This is a genomic window from Niastella sp. OAS944 (genome assembly GCA_024809215.1).
In the GTDB taxonomy this organism is placed as follows: Bacteria; Bacteroidota; Bacteroidia; order Chitinophagales; family Chitinophagaceae; genus Niastella.
On the sequence record JANUBW010000012.1, the window covers coordinates 145,812 to 165,973 of the forward strand.

Sequence of the window (20,162 nt, forward strand, 5' to 3'; positions counted from 1 at the left end):
ACCGCAATTCCTTTCGAATACTGGAAATAGCTTTAATTTCGCGCAACTATTAAAAACCGATTATTTATGAGCATGGTTGATTCGTTTGAGAAGATACCTGTACGTATTTATCCCGATCAGAAAGAAGGATCAAAATTCGCAGCCAGGGAAATAGCCGATCTCATCCGCAGTAAACAAGCGGCCGGCCAACCCTGTGTATTAGGCCTGGCAACCGGTTCAACACCGCGTTCCATGTATGCCGAGCTGGTACGCCTTCATAAAGAAGAAGGCTTAAGCTTTAAGAATGTGATCACTTTTAATTTGGATGAATACTATCCCATTGACAACGATGCGCTGCAAAGCTATTATCGCTTTATGCACAAGCATTTGTTCGATCACATTGATATTGACCCCAAGAACATTCACATTCCAAATGGCGAAACACCTAAAGAAAGCATCAAAGCACATTGCCTGGAGTATGAGAACATGATCGATAATGCCGGTGGCATCGATCTGCAGGTACTGGGCATTGGTAACAATGGGCATATCGGTTTTAACGAACCCGGTTCAAGCATTCTTTCACGCACACGCCTGATAACATTGGATACTTCAACCCGCATCGCCAATTCACATGAATTTGCGAACATTTCTGAAGTACCCCGCCTGGCTGTAACTATGGGTATCAGCACCATCTTAAAAGCAAAACGCATTTTACTGATGGCCTGGGGCCCTGCCAAAACCGCTGTAGTACAAAAAGCGGTTGAGGATAATGTTACCGAACAAATTCCTGCTTCTTTATTACAACAACATAACGACACGCTGTTCATTCTCGATGAGATCGCAGCTGCAGATCTTACCCGCTTTAAATCGCCCTGGCTTACCGGCGATACCGAGTGGACACCTAAAATGATCCGCAAGGCTGTGGTGAATATGGCACTGAAAGTGAACAAACCACTGTTGAGCCTTACAAACGTTGATTACCGCGATGCCGGCTTAAGCGATCTGCTTGTTGAAGTAGGTGACGCTTACGAGCTCAACCTGCAGGTGTATTATATGCTGCGCGACAGCATCACCGGCTGGCCCGGCGGTAAACCCGATGTTAATTTACCTAACCATCCCGAACGCAGCAAGCCATATCCCAAACGTTGTGTTATCTTCTCCCCCCACCCCGATGATGATATTATTTCAATGGGTGGTACCTTTCAGCGTTTGCACGACCAGGGGCACGATGTACATGTAGCCTACCAAACCTCAGGTAACATTGCCGTTACCGACGAGTTTGTTACCCGTTTCATGGATTTTGCCGTAGGTTTTGAAGATATGTTTGGGGTTGACAGCAAAAAATCGAAGGACATTCTGGAACAGGCCCGTCAGTACCTTAAATCAAAGAAGTCGAACCAGATAGACACCCCGGAGATCAGGGCGGTAAAAGGGCTTATACGCCGTTGTGAGGCTAAAGCTACCTGCCGCTATGTGGGCATAAAAGAAGATAACTACCACTTTCAGAACCTGCCCTTCTACGAAACCGGTACCATTGAAAAGAAACCGATGGGCGAAGAGGATATAAAGCTTACCATGGAGCTGCTGCGCAAAATAAAACCTCACCAGGTATATTGCGCCGGCGACCTGGCCGATCCGCATGGCACTCATAAAGTATGTCTCGATATCGTATTCGAATCGTTACGCCGCATAAAAGAAGCTGGCGACGAGTGGATAAAAGACTGCTGGGTTTGGTTGTACAAAGGCGCCTGGCAGGAGTGGGACCTTAGTGAAATAGAAATGGCCATTCCTATGAGCCCCGACCAGGTAATGAAAAAGCGTTTTGGCATTTTCATTCACCAGTCGCAAAAAGACATGGTTCCCTTCCAGGGAAGCGACAGCCGCGAATTCTGGCAGCGCGCCGAAGACAGAAACGCCAATACCGCCAATTTGTACGCCCAGCTGGGGCTTACCAAGTACGCGGCAATGGAAGCCTTCGTACGCTGGCATTTTTAATTGTGCTTTACAGGAATAGCTCAAACAGGTGAGCGCCTTCAAATAAGAAAGGGAAAGCCTCCTTAAAACGGGGCCTTCCCTTTTTCATTATAATGCCTTTTACAACTCTTCTAAAAGGCATCACTTCATAAGATCTATCAGTGTTTGTTTTTCGGGCAACTCGTTGAACACGTATACCGGAATTTCATCTATCCCGATATTTACCCGCAGGCTTTTCAGGTGATCTATATACCTTTTTCCCGGAGCATTAACATATACGATTATCAGGTCCGGAAGCCTATTGTCAAGATGATCTAAAAGTTGTTGAAAATTCTCTACACAATCTACTATTACAGGGACCGGCAGATCATACAACAAATGTTTCATAGAGTGGATACTGTCGCTGTGGTCGTAAAACAATACAATATACCTGGTATTCTCCTGCATACTTTACTGTTTTTATAAAGCAGTAGTCTAAAAATTGTATTCCATCATTGGGATTTTGATTGTATTTTCGGTATTCTTATTGCTTTTATTTGTGGTTTATATTCGTTTTAAAAAGTGATGTTAATGTTTTGAGGTCTCCCAACTAAATGGGCGGGGGAAGCAGGCAAAAAAAAGTATATATATGAATGTTTCTAATCAGTATCCAACAAACGTACTAATTGCAGAGGATGACGACGAGGACTACCTGATATTTTCACTGGCCATTGAAGAGCTGTCTTTCAAAGTGATATTATCAAGGGCAGAGAACGGCGACCTCCTTTTTAAACTGTTGGACGAAAACAATCCAGATATAGTCTTTCTCGACCTGTTAATGCCGTGCAAAGACGGGCGTCAATGCTTACGTGAAATAAGGGCTAACAGGAAATACGACGCCATTCCCATTATTGTATATTCTTCATTGAACGATCTGCAAAATATTGAGTTCTGTTATCGTGAGGGTTCAAACCTGTATGCCATTAAACCGCATACATTGGTTGAATTGAAAACCATTCTTGAAAAGATCTTCAGTATCGACTGGAAAAAAGTATTGTATTTCCCTCCCCGCTCTATGTTTGTTCTTAACCCACAATAAAAAAGTAACCGTGTCACGGTTTCGGACTGTGACACGGTTAAAATCATTATAGAGACCTTTTATTTTTTCCCAAACATCAGTAATGTATCGGCATCCGCACTGGGCGTGGCTGGCGTGTTCTCAACTGTAGCCTGGTGAACCGGCAACGAAATAATAAAGGTAGACCCTTTACCAACCTTGCTTTGCACCGAAATAAACCCATTGTGCTTTTCAACGATCTTTTTACAAAGGGTGAGACCAATGCCTGTTCCCTCAAATTCACTATGTACATGCAACCGTCTGAACATATCGAAGATCTGTTCGGCGTATACCTGGTCGAAGCCAATGCCGTTATCCTGTACATAAATACGGCAATATTGCACCGGCTCTTTATTAGAGGTGGTGGCAGTAATTATTTCTGAACGAATGTTTATTACCGGTGGTTCGTCTTTTTTAGAATACTTAAGCGCATTGCTTAACAGATTCTCAAAAAGCGGACGTATTAAACCGGGGTTTACATCTATGGCTGGCAGCTCCTGTATTTCCAACCTGCCTTTTTTCTCCTGAATGGTAGAATCCAGCTCATCTATAGCCTCCTGTAAAACAATATTGAGGTTATAATTTACAAAAGTGTCCTTCTCATTATTGATACGTGAAAATGCCAGTATATCACTGATAAGCGTTTGCATACGCACCGCGGCATTTTGTATACGGTTAATGTAATTTATAGCGGGCGTATCGAGCACCTGCTGGTATTTTACAAACAACAGATCACTAAACGTGCGGATCTTACGCAAAGGCTCTTGCAGGTCGTGCGAGGCCATGAAAGCGAAACGATCGAGATCGCGGTTAGCCGACTCCAGCAGCGCTATATTTTCCAACAACTGACGGTTCAGTTCTTTTACCCGTTCTTCAGAAGCCTTACGTTCGGTGACCTCCATTTCGAGGTTACGGTTTATGATAATAAGCCGCTTCTCCTGCTCAATAAGGCGGTGATTTTTGCGGTACAGGTCAACCAGTACGCTCACCTTTGCACGTAATAGTTCACTATTAATGGGTTTATAAATATAATCTACGGCACCCATGCGGTAGCCTTTGTAAACATTCTCCTCACCGTAATTATTGGCGGTGATGAAAATTATTGGAATGTGTTTGAGTTTCTCGCGTTCATAGATAAGGGCAGCCGTTTCAAATCCATTCAGGTTGGGCATTTTTACATCCATCAGGATAAGCGCAAAATCAATCTCATTCAACAGGATCTTCAATGCCTGGCTTCCCGAACTGGCTTTAACAAAAGTATAGCCATCAGGAGCCAGAATGGCTTCCATAGACATTAAATTATCCTCGCGATCATCAACTAACAAAATTTTTGGACGCATTATGTTAGGGTTTCTTTTTCAACTAGTAACTGTTATTTATAGAACCATACTCTCATAAGAGATAACAGCTGATCTATTTTCAAGGGTTTTGTGATATAATCCGATGCTCCTGCCTCAATACACTTTTGCCTGTCGCCTTTCATCGCTTTTGCCGTTACCGCAATAATGGGCAATGTGCTGTTCTTATGTTCGCGCCGTATCTTTTGTGTTGTTTCGTACCCATCCATTTCCGGCATCATGATGTCCATCAGAACCATATCTATTTTCGGATTATCATCGCGTATAATATTTATCGCCTCCTTACCACTTTCGGCCGTAATAACATTAATATTATAACGTTCAAAAACTGTAGTTAGTGCAAATAAATTGCGTACATCGTCATCAACCACCAAAATATTTTTACCGGTAAGAATATCTTCCTTCTTTCTGATATTCTCTATCACTTTCCGTTTTTCGGCCTGCAGGTCTTTATGGTTGATGTGCAGGTGAAGAATGGTTTCTTCCAACAAATGTTCCAGTGAGTTTACGCCTTTCAGCAGGATCTTGCTGCTCACATTGTTCAATTGTTGCAGTTCTTTTTTATTGAACTCTTTTGCCGAATACATGATCACCGGTGTAAGCCTTGGTTTTCTTTCGGCCACCTGGTTCACCAACTCACTACCGGGCAGGTCGGGCAGCGAATAATCGAGAATGATGCAATCGAAATCTTTATTATTGATCTCATGCATGGCTTTTTCGCCGGTTTCGGCCAGCGTTACCTGCATATTGTCGGTGTTCAATAATTTAACTATCTGTGAAGCGTCTACCTCGTTATCTTCCACTACCAGTATCTGTTTTACATCTTTCTTGTTAAATGAAACTATATCATCGAACAGATCGTTAAGCGATTCGTTATCGAGCGGTTTTAACCTAAAACTGCGGGCGCCACGTTTTAGTGCCAGGGCCTTGTTCTCTTCACCTGAGATCAAATGAATTGGTATATGCCGGTAACTAAGGTCGTTGCGTAATAACTCCATCACCTTCCAGCCGCTGGTATCGGGCAACTTCACATCGAGCGTAATGGCTATAGGTGTGAACCGGTTAATAAAGTCGAACACTTCAATATAGTTGGTGGCCACAATAGCTTTCAAACCGTATTGATGCGCTTTCTCAATAATGATCTTCCCAAACCTTATATCGTCTTCCACAATAAGAATGGCCTTTTCACTTGGTTGTACATTATTGCGATCATCACCGGTATCATTAATCATTTCATTTACGATATGCATACTTCCCGAATCGTTCCCTTCGCCGGTTACCCGTATTGAATTTAACAGGGTATCAATTTCGCCGCTATCACTGCCTAACTGATATTGGTATTCGTTCAGGTTGGCGGGCGCCTCGCGGGTTACCACGCCAGAAACATTATCTATTGGCAAAAACAGGGTAAATGTACTTCCCTGGCCTGGTGTACTATCCAGCTCAATGGTACCACCCAACAGTTCGGTCAACCCGCGACTGATTGACAAACCCAAACCGGTACCGCCGTATTTGCGGCTGGTACTTCCTTCGGCCTGTTGAAAAGCTTCGAAGATGATACTTTGTTTCTCAAGCGGTATACCAATACCCGTATCATTGATAGCAAAGGCAACAACACGTTGCGCATTGTCGAGCATGGCGTTACCCGGTTTCCAGTTCCTGTTGGCATCATAGATCTTCAGCTTCACTTCCCCTTTCTCAGTAAATTTAAATGAATTCGACAGCAGGTTCTTCAATATCTGGTTCAACCGTTGAATATCCGTTTCCATGGTTTCTGGCAAACGGGTATCTGTTTCTATTGTAAAACGTAAATGGCGCGCTTCTGCAATTGGCTTGAAGGTTGTTTCCACAAACGAAGTGATCTCGAAGAAACGTACCGGTGCAATATTGGCGGTAATGAAACCCGATTCGATCTTCGACAGGTCGAGGATATCGTTGATAAGTTGAATAAGGTCATCACCACAGGAGTGAATGGTTTTGGCGTAGCGGATCTGCTTTTCGGTTAAGTTTCCTTCGGCATTCTCGTACAGTTGTTGCGCCAGGATCAGTAAACTGTTCAGCGGCGTACGTAACTCGTGCGACATGTTTGCCAGGAACTCCGACTTATACTTTGAAGTAAGTGTTAACTGCTCTGCTTTTTCTTCCAGTGAGCGACGGGCCTCTTCCACCTCCTTGTTTTTGGCTTCCACCTCGTTCTTTTGTTTTACCAGCAACAGCGCTTTATCCTGCAGCTCATCGTTCGTTCTGCGCAGCTCTTCCTGTTGCACTTTCAACTCACTTGCCAGTGATTGCGATTGCGACAGCAGTTCTTCGGTTCGTGTATTCGCCTCAATGGTGTTCAGCACGATACCGATACTTTCGGTTAACTGGCTTAGGAAGTCGAGGTGCGTTTGGCTAAAGGTATCGAGCGAAGCCAGCTCAATTACCGCTTTTACGTTGTTTTCGAACAACACCGGCAAAATGATCACATTGGCCGGTTTTGCTTTTCCTAATGCCGAACTTATACGAATGTAATTGGCCGGCACATTGGAGAGAATGATACGTTCTTTTTCGAACGCCACCTGCCCTACCAGGCCTTCGCCAATGCTAAATTCGGTTTGAATATTTCTATCTGATTTGTAGCCGTACGCTGCAAACAGGTTCAGTTTTACTTCATTATTGGTATCCTCATCCTGGCGTAAAATATAGAAGGCGCCAAAGTGTGCGCTTACTACCCGCGCCAGCTCCGACAGGATCCTTTGTGTTACGGTCTTCAGATCGCGTTGCCCCTGCAACATTTGACCGAATTTGGCGAGGTTCGATTTCAACCAGTCCTGCTCCTGGTTACGCAGGGTTGTTTCGCGCAGGTTGGTGATCATTTGGTTGATGGTATCTTTCAACGCTTCCACCTCCCCTTTTGCTTCTACCCTAATGGTTCGGGTAAGGTCACCTTTTGTTACCGCCGACGCCACTTCAGAAATAGAACGTACCTGTGTGGTAAGGTTCTGCGCCAGCTGGTTCACGTTTTCGGTAAGGTTTTTCCAAATACCACTCGCACCGGGCACACTGGCCTGCCCACCCAGGCGGCCTTCAACACCCACCTCGCGGGCCACAGTAGTTACCTGATCGGCAAAGGTGGCCAGCGTATCAATCATTTCATTGATGGTATCAATCAGTTGCGCCACCTCACCGCGCGATACAATGGTTAGCTTTTGTTTCAGGTTACCGGTAGCCACCGCGGTTACCACCTTGGCAATACCACGCACCTGGTTGGTAAGGTTACTGGCCATCATGTTAACCGAGTCGGTCAAATCTTTCCAGGTACCAGCCACACCACGTACTTCCGCTTGCCCTCCCAGTTTACCTTCGGTGCCCACCTCACGGGCCACACGCGTTACCTCCGATGCAAAGCCTTGTAACTGGTCCACCATCGTATTGATCGTATTCTTCAGATCAAGGATCTCACCTTTAACGTCGATAGCCACTGTTTTCGACAGATCGCCACTTGCCACCGCCTTGGTTACCTCGGCAATGTTACGCACCTGGTCGGTAAGGTTACCAGTCATTTGGTTCACCGAGTCGGTAAGGTCTTTCCAGGTTCCGGCCACACCAGGTACAAACGCCTGTCCGCCCAATTTACCATCGGTACCTACCTCACGCGCCACACGGGTTACTTCCGATGCAAAGGCACGCAGCTGGTCAACCATTGTATTGAGCGTTTCTTTAAGCTGCAAAATTTCACCACGTACGTCAACCGTAATTTTTTTCGACATGTCGCCGTTCGCCACCGCAATGGCCACATCGGCAATGTTACGCACCTGGGCGGTAAGGTTACCGGCCATTTGGTTCACCGAGTCGGTAAGGTCCTTCCAGGTTCCGGCCACACCAGGCACGTTCGCCTGTCCGCCAAGTTTACCTTCGGTACCCACCTCACGCGCCACACGCGTTACTTCCGATGCAAAACCGCGCAGCTGGTCCACCATCGTATTGATGGTATTCTTCAGCTCCAGGATCTCACCTTTTACGTTTACGTCAATCTTCCGGCTAAGGTCACCATTTGCCACCGCAGTGGTTACCTCGGCAATGTTACGCACCTGCGAGGTAAGGTTACTCGCCATTTTATTTACACTATCCGTTAAGTCTTTCCAGGTACCAGCCACACCAGGTACATCTGCCTGTCCGCCCAGTTTACCTTCGCTACCCACCTCACGGGCCACACGCGTTACTTCCGATGCGAAACCGTTCAGCTGGTCCACCATGGTGTTGATGGTATTCTTCAACTCCAGGATCTCACCGCGTACGTCCACCGTGATCTTACGGCTAAGGTCACCCTTTGCCACCGCGGTGGTTACCTCGGCAATGTTACGCACCTGGCCGGTAAGGTTACTGGCCATCATGTTCACCGAGTCGGTAAGGTCTTTCCAGGTTCCGGCCACACCACGTACTTCCGCCTGGCCACCCAGTTTACCTTCACTACCTACCTCACGCGCCACGCGCGTTACTTCCGATGCAAAACCACGCAGCTGGTCCACCATCGTATTAATGGTGTTCTTCAACTCCAGGATCTCACCTTTTACATCCACATCGATCTTACGGCTAAGGTCACCATTTGCCACTGCCGTTGTTACCTCGGCAATGTTACGTACCTGGCCGGTAAGGTTACTGGCCATTTTATTTACGCTATCTGTTAAATCTTTCCAGGTACCACCTACACCCGGCACATCAGCCTGTCCGCCCAGTTTACCTTCAGAACCTACTTCACGCGCCACACGCGTTACTTCAGAACCAAACGAGTTCAACTGGTCCACCATGGTGTTGATGGTATTCTTCAGCTCCAGGATCTCACCGCGCACATCCACCGTGATCTTACGGCTAAGGTCACCCTTTGCCACCGCCGTGGTTACCTCGGCAATGTTACGCACCTGGCCGGTAAGGTTACTGGCCATACCATTCACCGAGTCGGTAAGGTCTTTCCAGGTTCCGGCTACTCCTTTTACCTGTGCCTGCCCACCCAGTTTACCTTCGGTACCCACCTCAAGCGCCACACGCGTTACCTCGGAGGAGAAGGAGTTCAACTGGTCCACCATGGTATTGATGGTATTCTTCAGCTCAAGGATCTCACCGCGCACATCCACCGTGATCTTACGGCTAAGGTCACCCTTTGCCACCGCAGTGGTTACCTCGGCAATATTACGCACCTGGCCCGTAAGGTTACCGGCCATTTGGTTTACCGAGTCGGTAAGGTCTTTCCATACACCACCTACCCCTTTTACTTTTGCCTGGCCACCCAGTTTACCTTCGGAACCTACTTCACGCGCCACACGCGTTACCTCGGCCGAGAAGGAGTTCAACTGGTCAACCATCGTATTGATCGTATTCTTTAATTCAAGGATCTCACCTTTTACGTCTACGGTGATCTTACGGCTAAGATCACCCTTTGCCACCGCGGTAGTTACCTCGGCAATGTTACGTACCTGACCGGTGAGGTTGTTGGCCATTTGGTTTACCGAGTCGGTAAGGTCTTTCCAGGTTCCGGCAACCCCTTTTACCTGTGCCTGACCACCCAGCTTACCTTCGGTACCTACCTCAAGCGCCACACGCGTTACCTCAGAGGAGAAGGAGTTCAACTGGTCCACCATGGTATTGATGGTGTTCTTCAACTCGAGGATCTCCCCTTTTACGTCAACCGTGATCTTTTTCGACAGGTCACCTTTTGCCACAGCGGTAGTTACCTCGGCAATGTTACGCACCTGGCCCGTAAGATTACTGGCCATTTGGTTTACCGAGTCGGTAAGGTCTTTCCATACACCACCTACCCCTTTTACTTTTGCCTGGCCACCCAGTTTACCTTCAGAACCTACTTCACGCGCCACGCGGGTTACCTCCATGGAGAACAGGTTCAGCTGTTTCACCATGTCGTTCACTTCTTTGGCAATGGTGGCAAATTCACCCTGTAAAACGTGACCGCCTATTTCGAGCGGCATTTCTTTTGAGAGGTTACCTTTTGCCACCGAACTGATCACATCGGCGATCTCAATGGTGGGGTGCACCAGGTCAGAGATAAGGATGTTAAGTGATTCAACCCCCGTACGCCAGGCGCCACGGGCATTGGGCAGCTCTATACGCTGATTAAGTTTACCCTGTTTACCAATGGTATTACCGGCACGGGTAAACTCCATCATCATTTTTTCGTTAAGAGAAATTATTTCGTTGAGTGTATCGCAGATCTTTCCGCTTAACCCCACCTGATCAATGGGCATGCGTACACTAAAGTTTCCATTTTTCACCTGCGTTAATACATGTAACAGTTCACGCGAATCGAGGTATCCGCTTAACTGTCGATCTGTTAAGTCACTTTCTTCTTCACTTACTATTTTGGGACGCTTTTTGGGAGGAACTTGTTTGCCATTCGCAGGCACTGCAGCTGGTACATTCTGCCGGTTTGAGCGGGTAGTACTGGGTTTTGAACGCGCCATAATCAGGTATTTTAGATTTTACAGTTTTTTTTTGAAAAGCAGTTTACAAAGGGGCTGTAACGGCGTCGAACAATCAATGTTCCATATTCACCAATAGCAGCCGATACAACGCCGTTTTTAATTTCAAACAGTGTTCCGATTTTTTGGTAGGAATTCATACAGTTTTCACCTGCTTTTTATAGACAGTTAGCCAAATTATTCATATACATTATCCCCATTTAGGCCACGCCTCCCCAAATTGGGCAACTCATTGCCCAAATGACTATTCATAATCAAATTATTAGCGAAAGTAAATCCTATATCTAATTACAAGACCAGGGCCAGTTTAGCAGCAACTAAGGCAGGTGACCAACGTCGATATATTATAAAATGTTGCCAAATGAATAGCAATAAATGTTAGCAGCCTGAAGCAGGTTTGAACGATCTGTATGGCACTGTCAGAAACCGGTTCAATAACAGGCATCACCGGCACGTAAATCCGGTAATCGCCTTCCGCGGCCGGTACTACCTCAAGCTGACCAATAGGTGCATTATCATTTAACAATATCATAAATGCCTGCGCATAGGTGCATTCGCGATATTCTTCGGATAACCATTTAAGATAAGAAGAATGACATTTTTTTTAAAAAACCGGGGGTTACGATAAAGGTGGTATTTCAGCACAAATAAAATTTCACCTCGCAAAGCGGGCAGGCATGCGCCAAAAGCGACAAAATGTTTTTGTAAGGGTGGCATTTAAATCCGATTTCATAAATGATTGGTATTAAATTCCCTTATCTTTAGCCGGTGCAGCTGCCTTCTCTACATGCGTAATATAGCATACCTACAACTTCCCACAAGGGCCTGATGATAGCACTGCATAGCGTAATTATTTCTCTAACGTTTGGCAATACGTGTTCGCCTATTGGTTTTCATTTACAGTATCCTGTTTCCCTAACATAACAGGCCACCTGTAAAATGCATGCTATTGCCATTGTTAATTAGCTAGTGAGATAATGTGATAATGAGATAATGCTTTCTGTTCGGCATCCCTGATACTCCGTTGCCTAACGAAATGGCCGCGACTGTATTTACATTATCACATTAGCAAATTATCACATTATCACATTAATTCAGGCTCGGCGTAACAAATAACGGCCCATTAAATTATTGGTAGGTATGCAAATAAAATTGATTGCAGATAATCACAAAGAACTGGCGTTCTCCGATCAGCTTCCCAACGCGCTGGATGCGTATGTAGTGCAGGGAGCAACATCCATTGCCACCTCGGGAAATTTCGGCCATATATTGTTTCAGCAGCTTCAAAGCAATGGGATATTCATACGATTACAACATTTTTTGGTGAACCGGAGCTGCACATTCACCATGCAGGAAGATGAACCAATGTTAAAATTGCGCTTTCATTTAACAAATCATATACAGTATCATTTAGAGGGATTGGGCAATGTTATTTTTTATGAACAGGGGTATAACTTATTATATATTCCTTTTCAAAGCAACCGGGTACACTGTCAACATCCCGGGATATACTTTACTGTTGATGTACATTTTCCAACATATACATTGTGTCAAAAGTTACCACCTTTAGTTCTAATGAATGATTTTCAGAAAAAAGTTATGCACCTGCAACCGGCTATGTTAGCACCGGTTAACCAGGTAGCCAGCCGAACCCTTTTAACCCATGTACACCAATTGATATATAGCGGCAAACGCGCTACAACATCATTACACTCCAGATCACTGGCCTTGTTAACGCTTTGCCTCGAAAACATTTCAGACCATCCTGTATGGGAACCGGTAACACTTTCCATGCAGGAGGCACAGGCCATTTATTTAGCCCGCACCCATATGGAAGAAAATTTAAAACACGAATGGACGCTTAAAGAGCTTACCCAGCTAACCGGTCTCAACGATTATAAACTGAAGACGGGGTTTCAGCAACTATACCATAGCAGTTGTGCCGATTACCTACGCGATATAAGAATGGAAAAAGCCTGGCAGCTTTTATCGGGCAAAAAATTTTCGGTATCGCAGGTGGCCGAAGAAGTTGGCTATACCAACTTAAGTGCTTTTTCTAAAGCGTTCAAGAAATATTATAATATAACGGCGAGGGAAAGGAGTAAGGAGAATGCGGATTGAGTTAACGAGTTGACGAGGGAGTTGATATGTTGATACCGGTGATAGAGTTGATAAAGGGAGAAACAACATAGAAGTTGCCATGGATTTACTATGGAGTTACCATGGGCCTGCATCGCTATAACATCGCTATAAGGTCGCTATAAGGTCGCTGAAAGGTCGCTACAAAAGGGGGTTTTCCATTTATCGCTTTTATACATACAGGTAAAAAAAATATTGAGTTTTCACTTTTTTGGCAAAATATTTATGATGGGGAAATTTGGAAGCATTGTATATCTATTAGTAACTTTATATAGACGTTGTAGCAGGTGATGATCTATGTTATGATCCATAATCCAAATTCCAATCCGTCGCTATCTAAAGCCACTTATCACCTACTTGAAGAGGTTGCCAAAAATTCAGGAACAACGTAAAAAATCATCGTCTACATTTCATAAGATAAGGTTTATCATGGTGTTGGTTGATTAGTGTAACTCCTGCGCTGGTAGTGACCGCATATTTTAATTGCCGGAAAAATTGGTTAAGCCAATGCATACTTTTGTGAGGGTCTGCATGGCTATTCATAACACATCGCTCCTACTAAATTACATTCCGGTAAATATTATATGTTCATTACCGGCGCATGTGTTTTTATAGCGGGAAACTATGGCAGTACAATAAGTTTGTTTTGCTGCATTTTAAACTTAACGCCATTAAATTCAAGCACCTTAATTACAGCGGAGAGATTTTCTTTTAGCGGAAGTGTTCCGGTAAATGTATAGGCGGGTGTTTGTCCCTCGTAACCTACTTCAATATTATACCAACGAGAGACCATTCTCATTATAGATCTTATATCGGCATTTTGTAACGATACCAGCCCATTTCGCCAACCCATTGCGTCTTCTGCATCTTCCAGATCGACGATCTTTATAAGATTTTTCCCATTAATGGCCATATGTGGCATTTGTGCCTGCTGCCCTGGCGTTAACAGCTTATAATCGCTGTTTTCACCTGCCACCGATAGTTTTACTTTCCCTTTCAGCAAAGTAGTTTTAATATCAGCTTCATCATCATAGGCCATGATATCGAAACTGGTGCCCAGCACTTCAACCTCGGCCAAACTGGCTCCAGACACCGATTTTATTTCAACAATGAACGGCACCTTTTGTGTATTTGTTGACACTACATCAAAATATGCTTCCCCTGTAATAGTAACGCGCCGTTCAGTTTCTGAAAATTGTGCGGGATATTTTATTGTTGAAGTGGCATTTAACCAAACCTTACTACCATCGGGCAGTACCAGACTGTATTGTCCGCCACGGGGTGTACTTAATGTATTCCATACAACCCCCTGTTGAATATTCACTTCACCGGTACGTTCATACCTGATCTCTCCTTCATTTAGTTTCACCACATTTACATTTCCTTCCCGTGCCAGCTTACCGCTGTTTGCATCGCTGAGGTTAATTACATTACCATTTGACAGCGTAAGTGTTGCTTTGTTTCCACCGGGTTGTACATCAACAATTGCCGGCACATATGTGCCGTTAACGGTAGCAGGTTGCATTTTCTTTGGTTGCCAGTATGGCCATGTAATGGCGCCGGCCACTATTAACACAACGGCTGCAGCGGCATATGTATACCACCGTTGATAGAAAGGGACCGTTCTTGTAATGGGAGTAATGTTTGAACTGATCTTCTGCCACCAGCCTTCCATATCAACCTGTTTCATGGAAGTGAGGTCGGCCAGTAATGTTTCGCTGTCATTTACCCGGTCGTATACCAGGGCGTTTGAAGGGTGGGCCGCTTTCCAGCGTTCAAGGTATTGCAATTCCTCAGCAGTGATCTCCTGCCGTAACTGCTTCAGCAGCAACGCAGCCAGATAATCTGCTTCATCCATTCCCGATAAATTGATTTCAGTGTCCATAATACAATTGCCTGTAACTTATAGAAACACTATAACCTATCAATACCTTTATAAGATGGGGACATATTTACGGGGCTTCCTCCCCTGTACCAGTTAACTCGTTAACTCCGCCTCCGTCATTGCCAAAAAACACAAAAGAACAGACAGCAATCCTCTTTTCAATAAGTTAGTTCGTATCAATTGAATGGCCTTGGCCCTTTGTACCCAAACAGTATTTATTGAAATACCCAGCATTTCTGCTATATCATCGGCCGAGCGGCGTTCGTAATAGATCAGTTTAAAAATTTCTTTACAGCGATTGGGCAGCTGTTCTATTTCATGCTCTACTTCGCGCAGTACTTCGGCATGCACCATTAAGCTTAGTGCATGTTCATCGGTTTTATCCTGTATGCGCATTAACTCCCGTTTTGAGGAAGACTGCCGTTGGGAAAAACGCAGATAATTCAAACAGGCATTTCGGGTAGTGATATACAGGAATGCTTTGATATTAGCCATGTTATCGAAGGAGTCGTGACGGTGTAGCAATTTCACAAAACTATCTGCGGCTATGTCTTCCCCTTCGCCGTCATTGTCAACCAATCGTTTCGCAAAAAAACAAAGGCTAGGAAAAAACATATCATACACGGCCCTGAAAGCGTGCGTATCTCCTCTCTTAAATTCCTGTAAAAGAGACTTATCTAAATTATGTTTCATTCCTCAAAAACTTATCCCCTATTCCCTGCGCTACCAGGAGGGACTAAAAAATTTATGTGCAGTTATTAATATCCCCAATTAAGCCTATAACTCCGACGAATATCGAATATTAAAGCAAATGTCCAAAATAAGTTTAAAAAACTACTACAACCTGGCAGGTAACAACCATATATAAGTTATTTTATTAAGTTACCCGTCGATGCGGCCATTGTGTATTGGCGGGTAACGTGTATATTGTGACACCATCCTATATTTCAACCACTAATCAAACCATCTTTTTATTACATTTAATGAAATGATTCCCTTACGTACGTATGCAGGAGCCTGAACAATTATACCGGTTATTCCAGGAAACCTTTTATAAATATTACGAACCGCTTTGCAAATATGCTTTTACCATAGTAAAAGAGCCGCACAGCTGTGAAGATATAGTTCAGGAAACATTTTTACGCATCTGGGAAAAAAAACAAAGCCTCATTGGCTCCGAGGAGTTGACCTGGTACATGTATACCGCTATTCGCAATAATTGCCTCAGCTTTTTAGAAAAAAAACAAAAGACCGTTTTGGGCGATTTCGATAGTCAGGAAATTACTGATACACCCGGCGAACGCCCGTCACCTACAGCAAAAGAAGCCGACTACGATACCCTTTTAAAAGAGGCCCTTACCAACCTGCCGCCCAAGTGCCGGGAAGTATTTGTATTAAGCCGGGTAAGCAACCTTACCTACAAACAAATTGGCGACTCGTTGGGAATTTCAATAAAAACCGTTGAAAACCAAATGGGTAAGGCTTTAAAGATTCTTCGGGCCTACCTTAAACAAAAACAAGGAATTCCTACTATAATCAGCATATTTTTTATGATTTTGACGTCCTAAATAGGGGTATACATCAATTTAATGTTATTATTGAGAATATAACCATGAGCCAAAACGACCATATAGTTAGCCTGATAGCCAAACAACTACAAGGAATGGCAACACCGGAGGAAGCCGATGAACTGCAGCAATGGCTGCAAACAGACGCTATGAACCGGCAGGAATATGATGATATGGCGCGTATTTGGCAAAAAAGCGGCCCTCTTTTAGCCAATCCCGAGTTCAATACTGATATTGCCTGGTCGAAACTCGACAACAAAATAGCCCTGGTAAGCCCCCGGCCCCGGCACCAATTTTACAACGTTATTTCAAACCTGTTTGCCAACACCAAAACTGTGGCCGCAGCCGTGGTAATATTTACTATGGTAGCGCTGGGTGGTTATTGGTGGTATAAACAATCGCAATGGCAAACATTTACAGCCGCCAATAAAAATGAAATCCTAACCCTGCCCGATCAATCGGTTGTACTGGTGCGTAAAGGCAGTACCCTTGCTTACCCTAAATCGTTCAATGCCAAAGAACGCCGGGTGCAATTAACTGGTGAAGCATTCTTCAAAGTTCAGCATAACGAAGCGCAGCCCTTTCTGGTAACTACGGGTAATGCCGAAGTAAAAGTGCTGGGCACTTCCTTTTTGGTAAACTCCAACTCCAGTACCGATGAAGTAGTTGTGGAAACCGGAAAGGTAAATGTAACAGATAAAAAAAGCTCGCAAAACCAGGTTACACTCACCAAAGGCCAACGGGCCGTACTTTCAAACGAACGCTTTTACCAGGAGCAGGTAACCGGCTCAAACTATATTGCCTGGAACACAGGTGAACTTGTATTTAATAACACAGCATTACCTAAAGTGCTGGAAGACATCACCCATTTCTACGGAACACAGGTAGAAGTGGCTCCCGCTCTTCAATCTGCCGCAGCGGCCATTCAAATTACTGTAGAGTTCAAAGATCAACCTTTAGAACAGGTACTGGAAGAAATAAAGCTGATCACTGGTTTTATCCTTCGAAAAGAAAAAGATAAAGCAGTATTTTATCGAAATTAAATTAGTTCTTTGTAATTTTTGGGCTTATAAAACCATGAGATCGCGCGGGCTATAGCTTGTGTACTATAGCATGAAAAAATTGTATTGCATACTTTTGCTGTTAATTGTTGCGCAATTAACCCAGGCTCAGCGGGTTAGTTTGTTCGCACGCCCCTATACCCCATCATTTGACATTGGTTCCGTTCAGTCTTTTCTCGAAGATATAAACCAACGCAGCCCAATTATCATTGAATACGCCACCAACACTATAGACACCGGCAAGGTGATCAGTCTTTCCGGTTCACCCGAAACTATTGGCATGGTGTTGCAGCAGGTGTTGCACAACCAGAAGATAAACCTGCTCGAAAGGAATAACAAACTCATTATTGTTCCCTCGCCTGTTCCCCTTTCCGATGATTTTTTTATAACCTGGTATTCTGTTTACGGCATTGTTAAAGAAACCGTCAGCGGCGAGCCCCTGGCCGATGCTACCATTTGGAACCCCGGCCGCCAACGAGGCAGTTATTCAAACAATCACGGTTATTATACATTACAATTGCCCGAAGGCAAAAATGTGCTCTTTCTTTCCTATGCCGGTTACGAAACCCAACGGCTTGAGCTTAACCTGAAAGGAACCATCCGCATGGACGTTCACCTTACTCCTAAAAGCAATATTGAAGAAGTTACGGTAACCTCCTCGCCCAAAGTACCCGAAACCGATGAAAACAAAGTAGCCAAAGAGGCCAACTCATACGATATCATTTTGGGCGAAAGCGATGCGCTTCGTTCTTTTTATACGGACCCTGGCGTAAAGAACATTCCTGAGATCACTTATGGAATGCTGGTACGCGGCGGCAGTCCCGACCAGAATGTATTCCTGCTCGACGGCAATACCATCTTCAACCCCACTCACCTGTTGGGCGCCCTTTCTATAGTAAATAAAACATCGCTAAAATCGATGTACCTGTACAAGAAGAATTTCCCGGCCCGGTATGGCGGCGGTCTTTCATCGGTGATAGATGTAATGACGAAAGATGGCAATATGCAGAAATGGCAAGGTGAAGCCAATGCCGGGTTACTGGCAGGTTCAGTTACAGTGGAAGGGCCAATTAAAAAAGACCGCTCATCGCTCATGGTTTCCTTTCGCCATAGCTGGATCAATCCCATACTACGGATGATGAATTCGGGTATTGGCATCAACTTTTACGATCTGCATGTTAAGTATACCCAGTGGGTTGGAAAAAAAGATAAGATAATGGTGAACGGCTATGCAGGTAACGATCAACTACAATTACATCAAAACTATACCAACAATAAACAACGCTGGGGCAACAAGGCCGCAACCATCAACTGGAACCGGGTGGTGAGCTCACGGGCATTTATCAACTCATCGTTCAACTTCAGCAACTACGATAACCTTGCCGGCTTTAGGTATAATTTGTACGATAGTACCGGCCGCCGGGTGCAGGACAGGGTGTACAACACCTATTCATCCATCAGGCAATATAATGTACGCTCTGCCATGGAACTTACGGTAAGCAACAATTACCGTATCAATGTAGGTGGCAAAGCGTCGTTTGTGCACATTCGCCCATTCGATAGCAATGTGGGGGCCTCCTTTATTGACCGCCCCGGCGACTTCAATGCCTTTCCGCCATTATCGTTCCGCGAAACGGTGCTTTTCTTTGAGAACGAGATCAGGCCTACCAAAAAATTGTACATAAGGCCCGGACTGCATATTTCTTTCTACAACCACAACAGTTTTAATTACACCAGTTGGCAGCCCCGCTTATATGCGGTGTACAAATTCGATCAACATAACCAGGTAGATGTTTCATACAATAACATGACGCAATACCTGCATCTGGTAACCAATCCCTATATTGGTATTAATAGTGATGCCTGGGTGCCCAGTACAGGCGACCTGCAGCCCGAAACAAGCGATATGATCAACGTGGGTTATAGTTATCGCAATGGGAAAAAACTCATTGTTCATGCCGATGTGTATTACAAGCAAATGCGGAACGTAACCAATTATGCCGAAGGCAAGAACCTGTTTTTGAACACGGCCGACTGGGGTAAAAACGTACAACTGGGCAAGGGCTGGTGTTATGGGCTTGAAACAAAAGCGGAACGTGTAACCGACAAATGGTATCTACACCTGAGTTATACGTTATCGTGGAACTGGCGCCGTTTTGCTGCATTGAACAATGGCTTGAAATTTCCTTTTAAATATGACCGCCGGCACGAGCTCAATGTAGCCGCTACTTACAAATATAACGAGCACTGGAGTTTTTCATCGTTCTGGATGTTTGCAACCGGCGACGTATACAGCTTACCCAACCAGGTATACCCCGATTTTGACGATGCACAACAGATCAGCGATCCGCTGGCACCCAAAGAATACCGGTTGATCTATCACTCATCCGTTGCGCGCATGTACCGCACCTTACCTTATCACCGGTTAGATGTTTCAGTGAGCAATTACCATTCGCTGAGTAAAAATTTGCAATCAAGATTAACGGCAGGTATATATAATATTTATGGGTCGCCCAGTCAGTATGTTTACGACCTGGAAGGCACCCTGGGAAAACGGTCATTAATTGTAAAAACCAGGTACCAGTTTTTTCAGGTAACGCCCTATATATCGTATACCGTGTCATTTTAA

Annotated in this window: 12 protein-coding genes; 6 read left to right on the forward strand and 6 right to left on the reverse strand. The window is 44.7% G+C overall.

The window, feature by feature from the left end; translation table 11 throughout:
- The first annotated feature begins 66 nt into the window (after window positions 1-66).
- Window positions 67-1,974 carry a glucosamine-6-phosphate deaminase gene (nagB, locus tag GGD38_RS33360; RefSeq protein WP_375302441.1) on the forward strand — a complete coding sequence of 636 codons (1,908 nt, stop codon included), beginning with the start codon at window positions 67-69 and terminating at the stop codon, window positions 1,972-1,974.
- A 120-nt stretch (window positions 1,975-2,094) separates the two neighbouring features.
- Here nagB and GGD38_RS33365 read toward each other — a convergent pair whose 3' ends face one another.
- Complete coding sequence (locus GGD38_RS33365; RefSeq protein ID WP_375302442.1) at window positions 2,095-2,400, reverse strand: hypothetical protein; 306 nt, start codon at window positions 2,398-2,400, stop codon at window positions 2,095-2,097.
- Window positions 2,401-2,581: 181 nt separating this feature from the next.
- Here GGD38_RS33365 and GGD38_RS33370 point away from each other — a divergent pair, with 181 nt between their 5' ends.
- Window positions 2,582-3,031, forward strand: a complete 450-nt coding sequence (locus GGD38_RS33370) for a response regulator (RefSeq protein ID WP_375302443.1) — start codon at window positions 2,582-2,584, stop codon at window positions 3,029-3,031.
- 59 nt (window positions 3,032-3,090) lie between these two features.
- Here GGD38_RS33370 and GGD38_RS33375 read toward each other — a convergent pair whose 3' ends face one another.
- From GGD38_RS33375 to GGD38_RS33385, 3 genes are all read right to left on the reverse strand, one after another.
- A complete protein-coding gene (locus GGD38_RS33375; RefSeq protein ID WP_375302444.1) occupies window positions 3,091-4,389 on the reverse strand; it encodes a response regulator in 1,299 nt (432 codons plus the stop codon).
- A gap of 32 nt (window positions 4,390-4,421) precedes the next feature.
- Window positions 4,422-10,862 (reverse strand): HAMP domain-containing protein, encoded by a 6,441-nt coding sequence (locus GGD38_RS33380; protein ID WP_375302445.1) that lies wholly within the window; start codon window positions 10,860-10,862, stop codon window positions 4,422-4,424.
- A gap of 325 nt (window positions 10,863-11,187) precedes the next feature.
- Entirely contained in the window at window positions 11,188-11,412 is a 225-nt protein-coding gene (locus tag GGD38_RS33385; RefSeq protein ID WP_375302446.1) for a hypothetical protein, read from the reverse strand.
- A 608-nt stretch (window positions 11,413-12,020) separates the two neighbouring features.
- Here GGD38_RS33385 and GGD38_RS33390 point away from each other — a divergent pair.
- Window positions 12,021-13,001 (forward strand): helix-turn-helix transcriptional regulator, encoded by a 981-nt coding sequence (locus GGD38_RS33390; RefSeq protein ID WP_375302447.1) that lies wholly within the window; start codon window positions 12,021-12,023, stop codon window positions 12,999-13,001.
- A 640-nt stretch (window positions 13,002-13,641) separates the two neighbouring features.
- On the opposite strand, the gene GGD38_RS33395 is transcribed toward GGD38_RS33390, so the two are convergent.
- Window positions 13,642-14,904, reverse strand: a complete 1,263-nt coding sequence (locus tag GGD38_RS33395) for a FecR family protein (protein ID WP_375302448.1) — start codon at window positions 14,902-14,904, stop codon at window positions 13,642-13,644.
- Window positions 14,905-14,997: 93 nt separating this feature from the next.
- Complete coding sequence (locus tag GGD38_RS33400; RefSeq protein WP_375302449.1) at window positions 14,998-15,597, reverse strand: RNA polymerase sigma factor; 600 nt, start codon at window positions 15,595-15,597, stop codon at window positions 14,998-15,000.
- 314 nt (window positions 15,598-15,911) lie between these two features.
- On the opposite strand from GGD38_RS33400, the gene GGD38_RS33405 reads away from it, so the two are divergent.
- The 3 genes from GGD38_RS33405 (at window position 15,912) to GGD38_RS33415 (ending at window position 20,162) form a co-directional block, all read left to right on the forward strand.
- A complete protein-coding gene (locus tag GGD38_RS33405; protein WP_375302450.1) occupies window positions 15,912-16,472 on the forward strand; it encodes an RNA polymerase sigma-70 factor in 561 nt (186 codons plus the stop codon).
- A gap of 44 nt (window positions 16,473-16,516) precedes the next feature.
- Window positions 16,517-17,515, forward strand: coding sequence for a FecR family protein (locus GGD38_RS33410; RefSeq protein ID WP_375302451.1), 999 nt, complete (start codon window positions 16,517-16,519; stop codon window positions 17,513-17,515).
- Between the two features lie 70 nt (window positions 17,516-17,585).
- Window positions 17,586-20,162 (forward strand): carboxypeptidase-like regulatory domain-containing protein, encoded by a 2,577-nt coding sequence (locus GGD38_RS33415; protein WP_375303947.1) that lies wholly within the window; start codon window positions 17,586-17,588, stop codon window positions 20,160-20,162.

Coding starts and splice junctions, on each gene's coding strand:
- nagB (WP_375302441.1), top strand. CDS start 67: ATGAGCATGGTTGATTCGTTTGAGAAGATACCTGTACGTATTTATCCC.
- GGD38_RS33365 (WP_375302442.1), bottom strand. CDS start 2,400: ATGCAGGAGAATACCAGGTATATTGTATTGTTTTACGACCACAGCGAC.
- GGD38_RS33370 (WP_375302443.1), top strand. CDS start 2,582: ATGAATGTTTCTAATCAGTATCCAACAAACGTACTAATTGCAGAGGAT.
- GGD38_RS33375 (WP_375302444.1), bottom strand. CDS start 4,389: ATGCGTCCAAAAATTTTGTTAGTTGATGATCGCGAGGATAATTTAATG.
- GGD38_RS33380 (WP_375302445.1), bottom strand. CDS start 10,862: ATGGCGCGTTCAAAACCCAGTACTACCCGCTCAAACCGGCAGAATGTA.
- GGD38_RS33385 (WP_375302446.1), bottom strand. CDS start 11,412: ATGATATTGTTAAATGATAATGCACCTATTGGTCAGCTTGAGGTAGTA.
- GGD38_RS33390 (WP_375302447.1), top strand. CDS start 12,021: ATGCAAATAAAATTGATTGCAGATAATCACAAAGAACTGGCGTTCTCC.
- GGD38_RS33395 (WP_375302448.1), bottom strand. CDS start 14,904: ATGGACACTGAAATCAATTTATCGGGAATGGATGAAGCAGATTATCTG.
- GGD38_RS33400 (WP_375302449.1), bottom strand. CDS start 15,597: ATGAAACATAATTTAGATAAGTCTCTTTTACAGGAATTTAAGAGAGGA.
- GGD38_RS33405 (WP_375302450.1), top strand. CDS start 15,912: ATGCAGGAGCCTGAACAATTATACCGGTTATTCCAGGAAACCTTTTAT.
- GGD38_RS33410 (WP_375302451.1), top strand. CDS start 16,517: ATGAGCCAAAACGACCATATAGTTAGCCTGATAGCCAAACAACTACAA.
- GGD38_RS33415 (WP_375303947.1), top strand. CDS start 17,586: ATGAAAAAATTGTATTGCATACTTTTGCTGTTAATTGTTGCGCAATTA.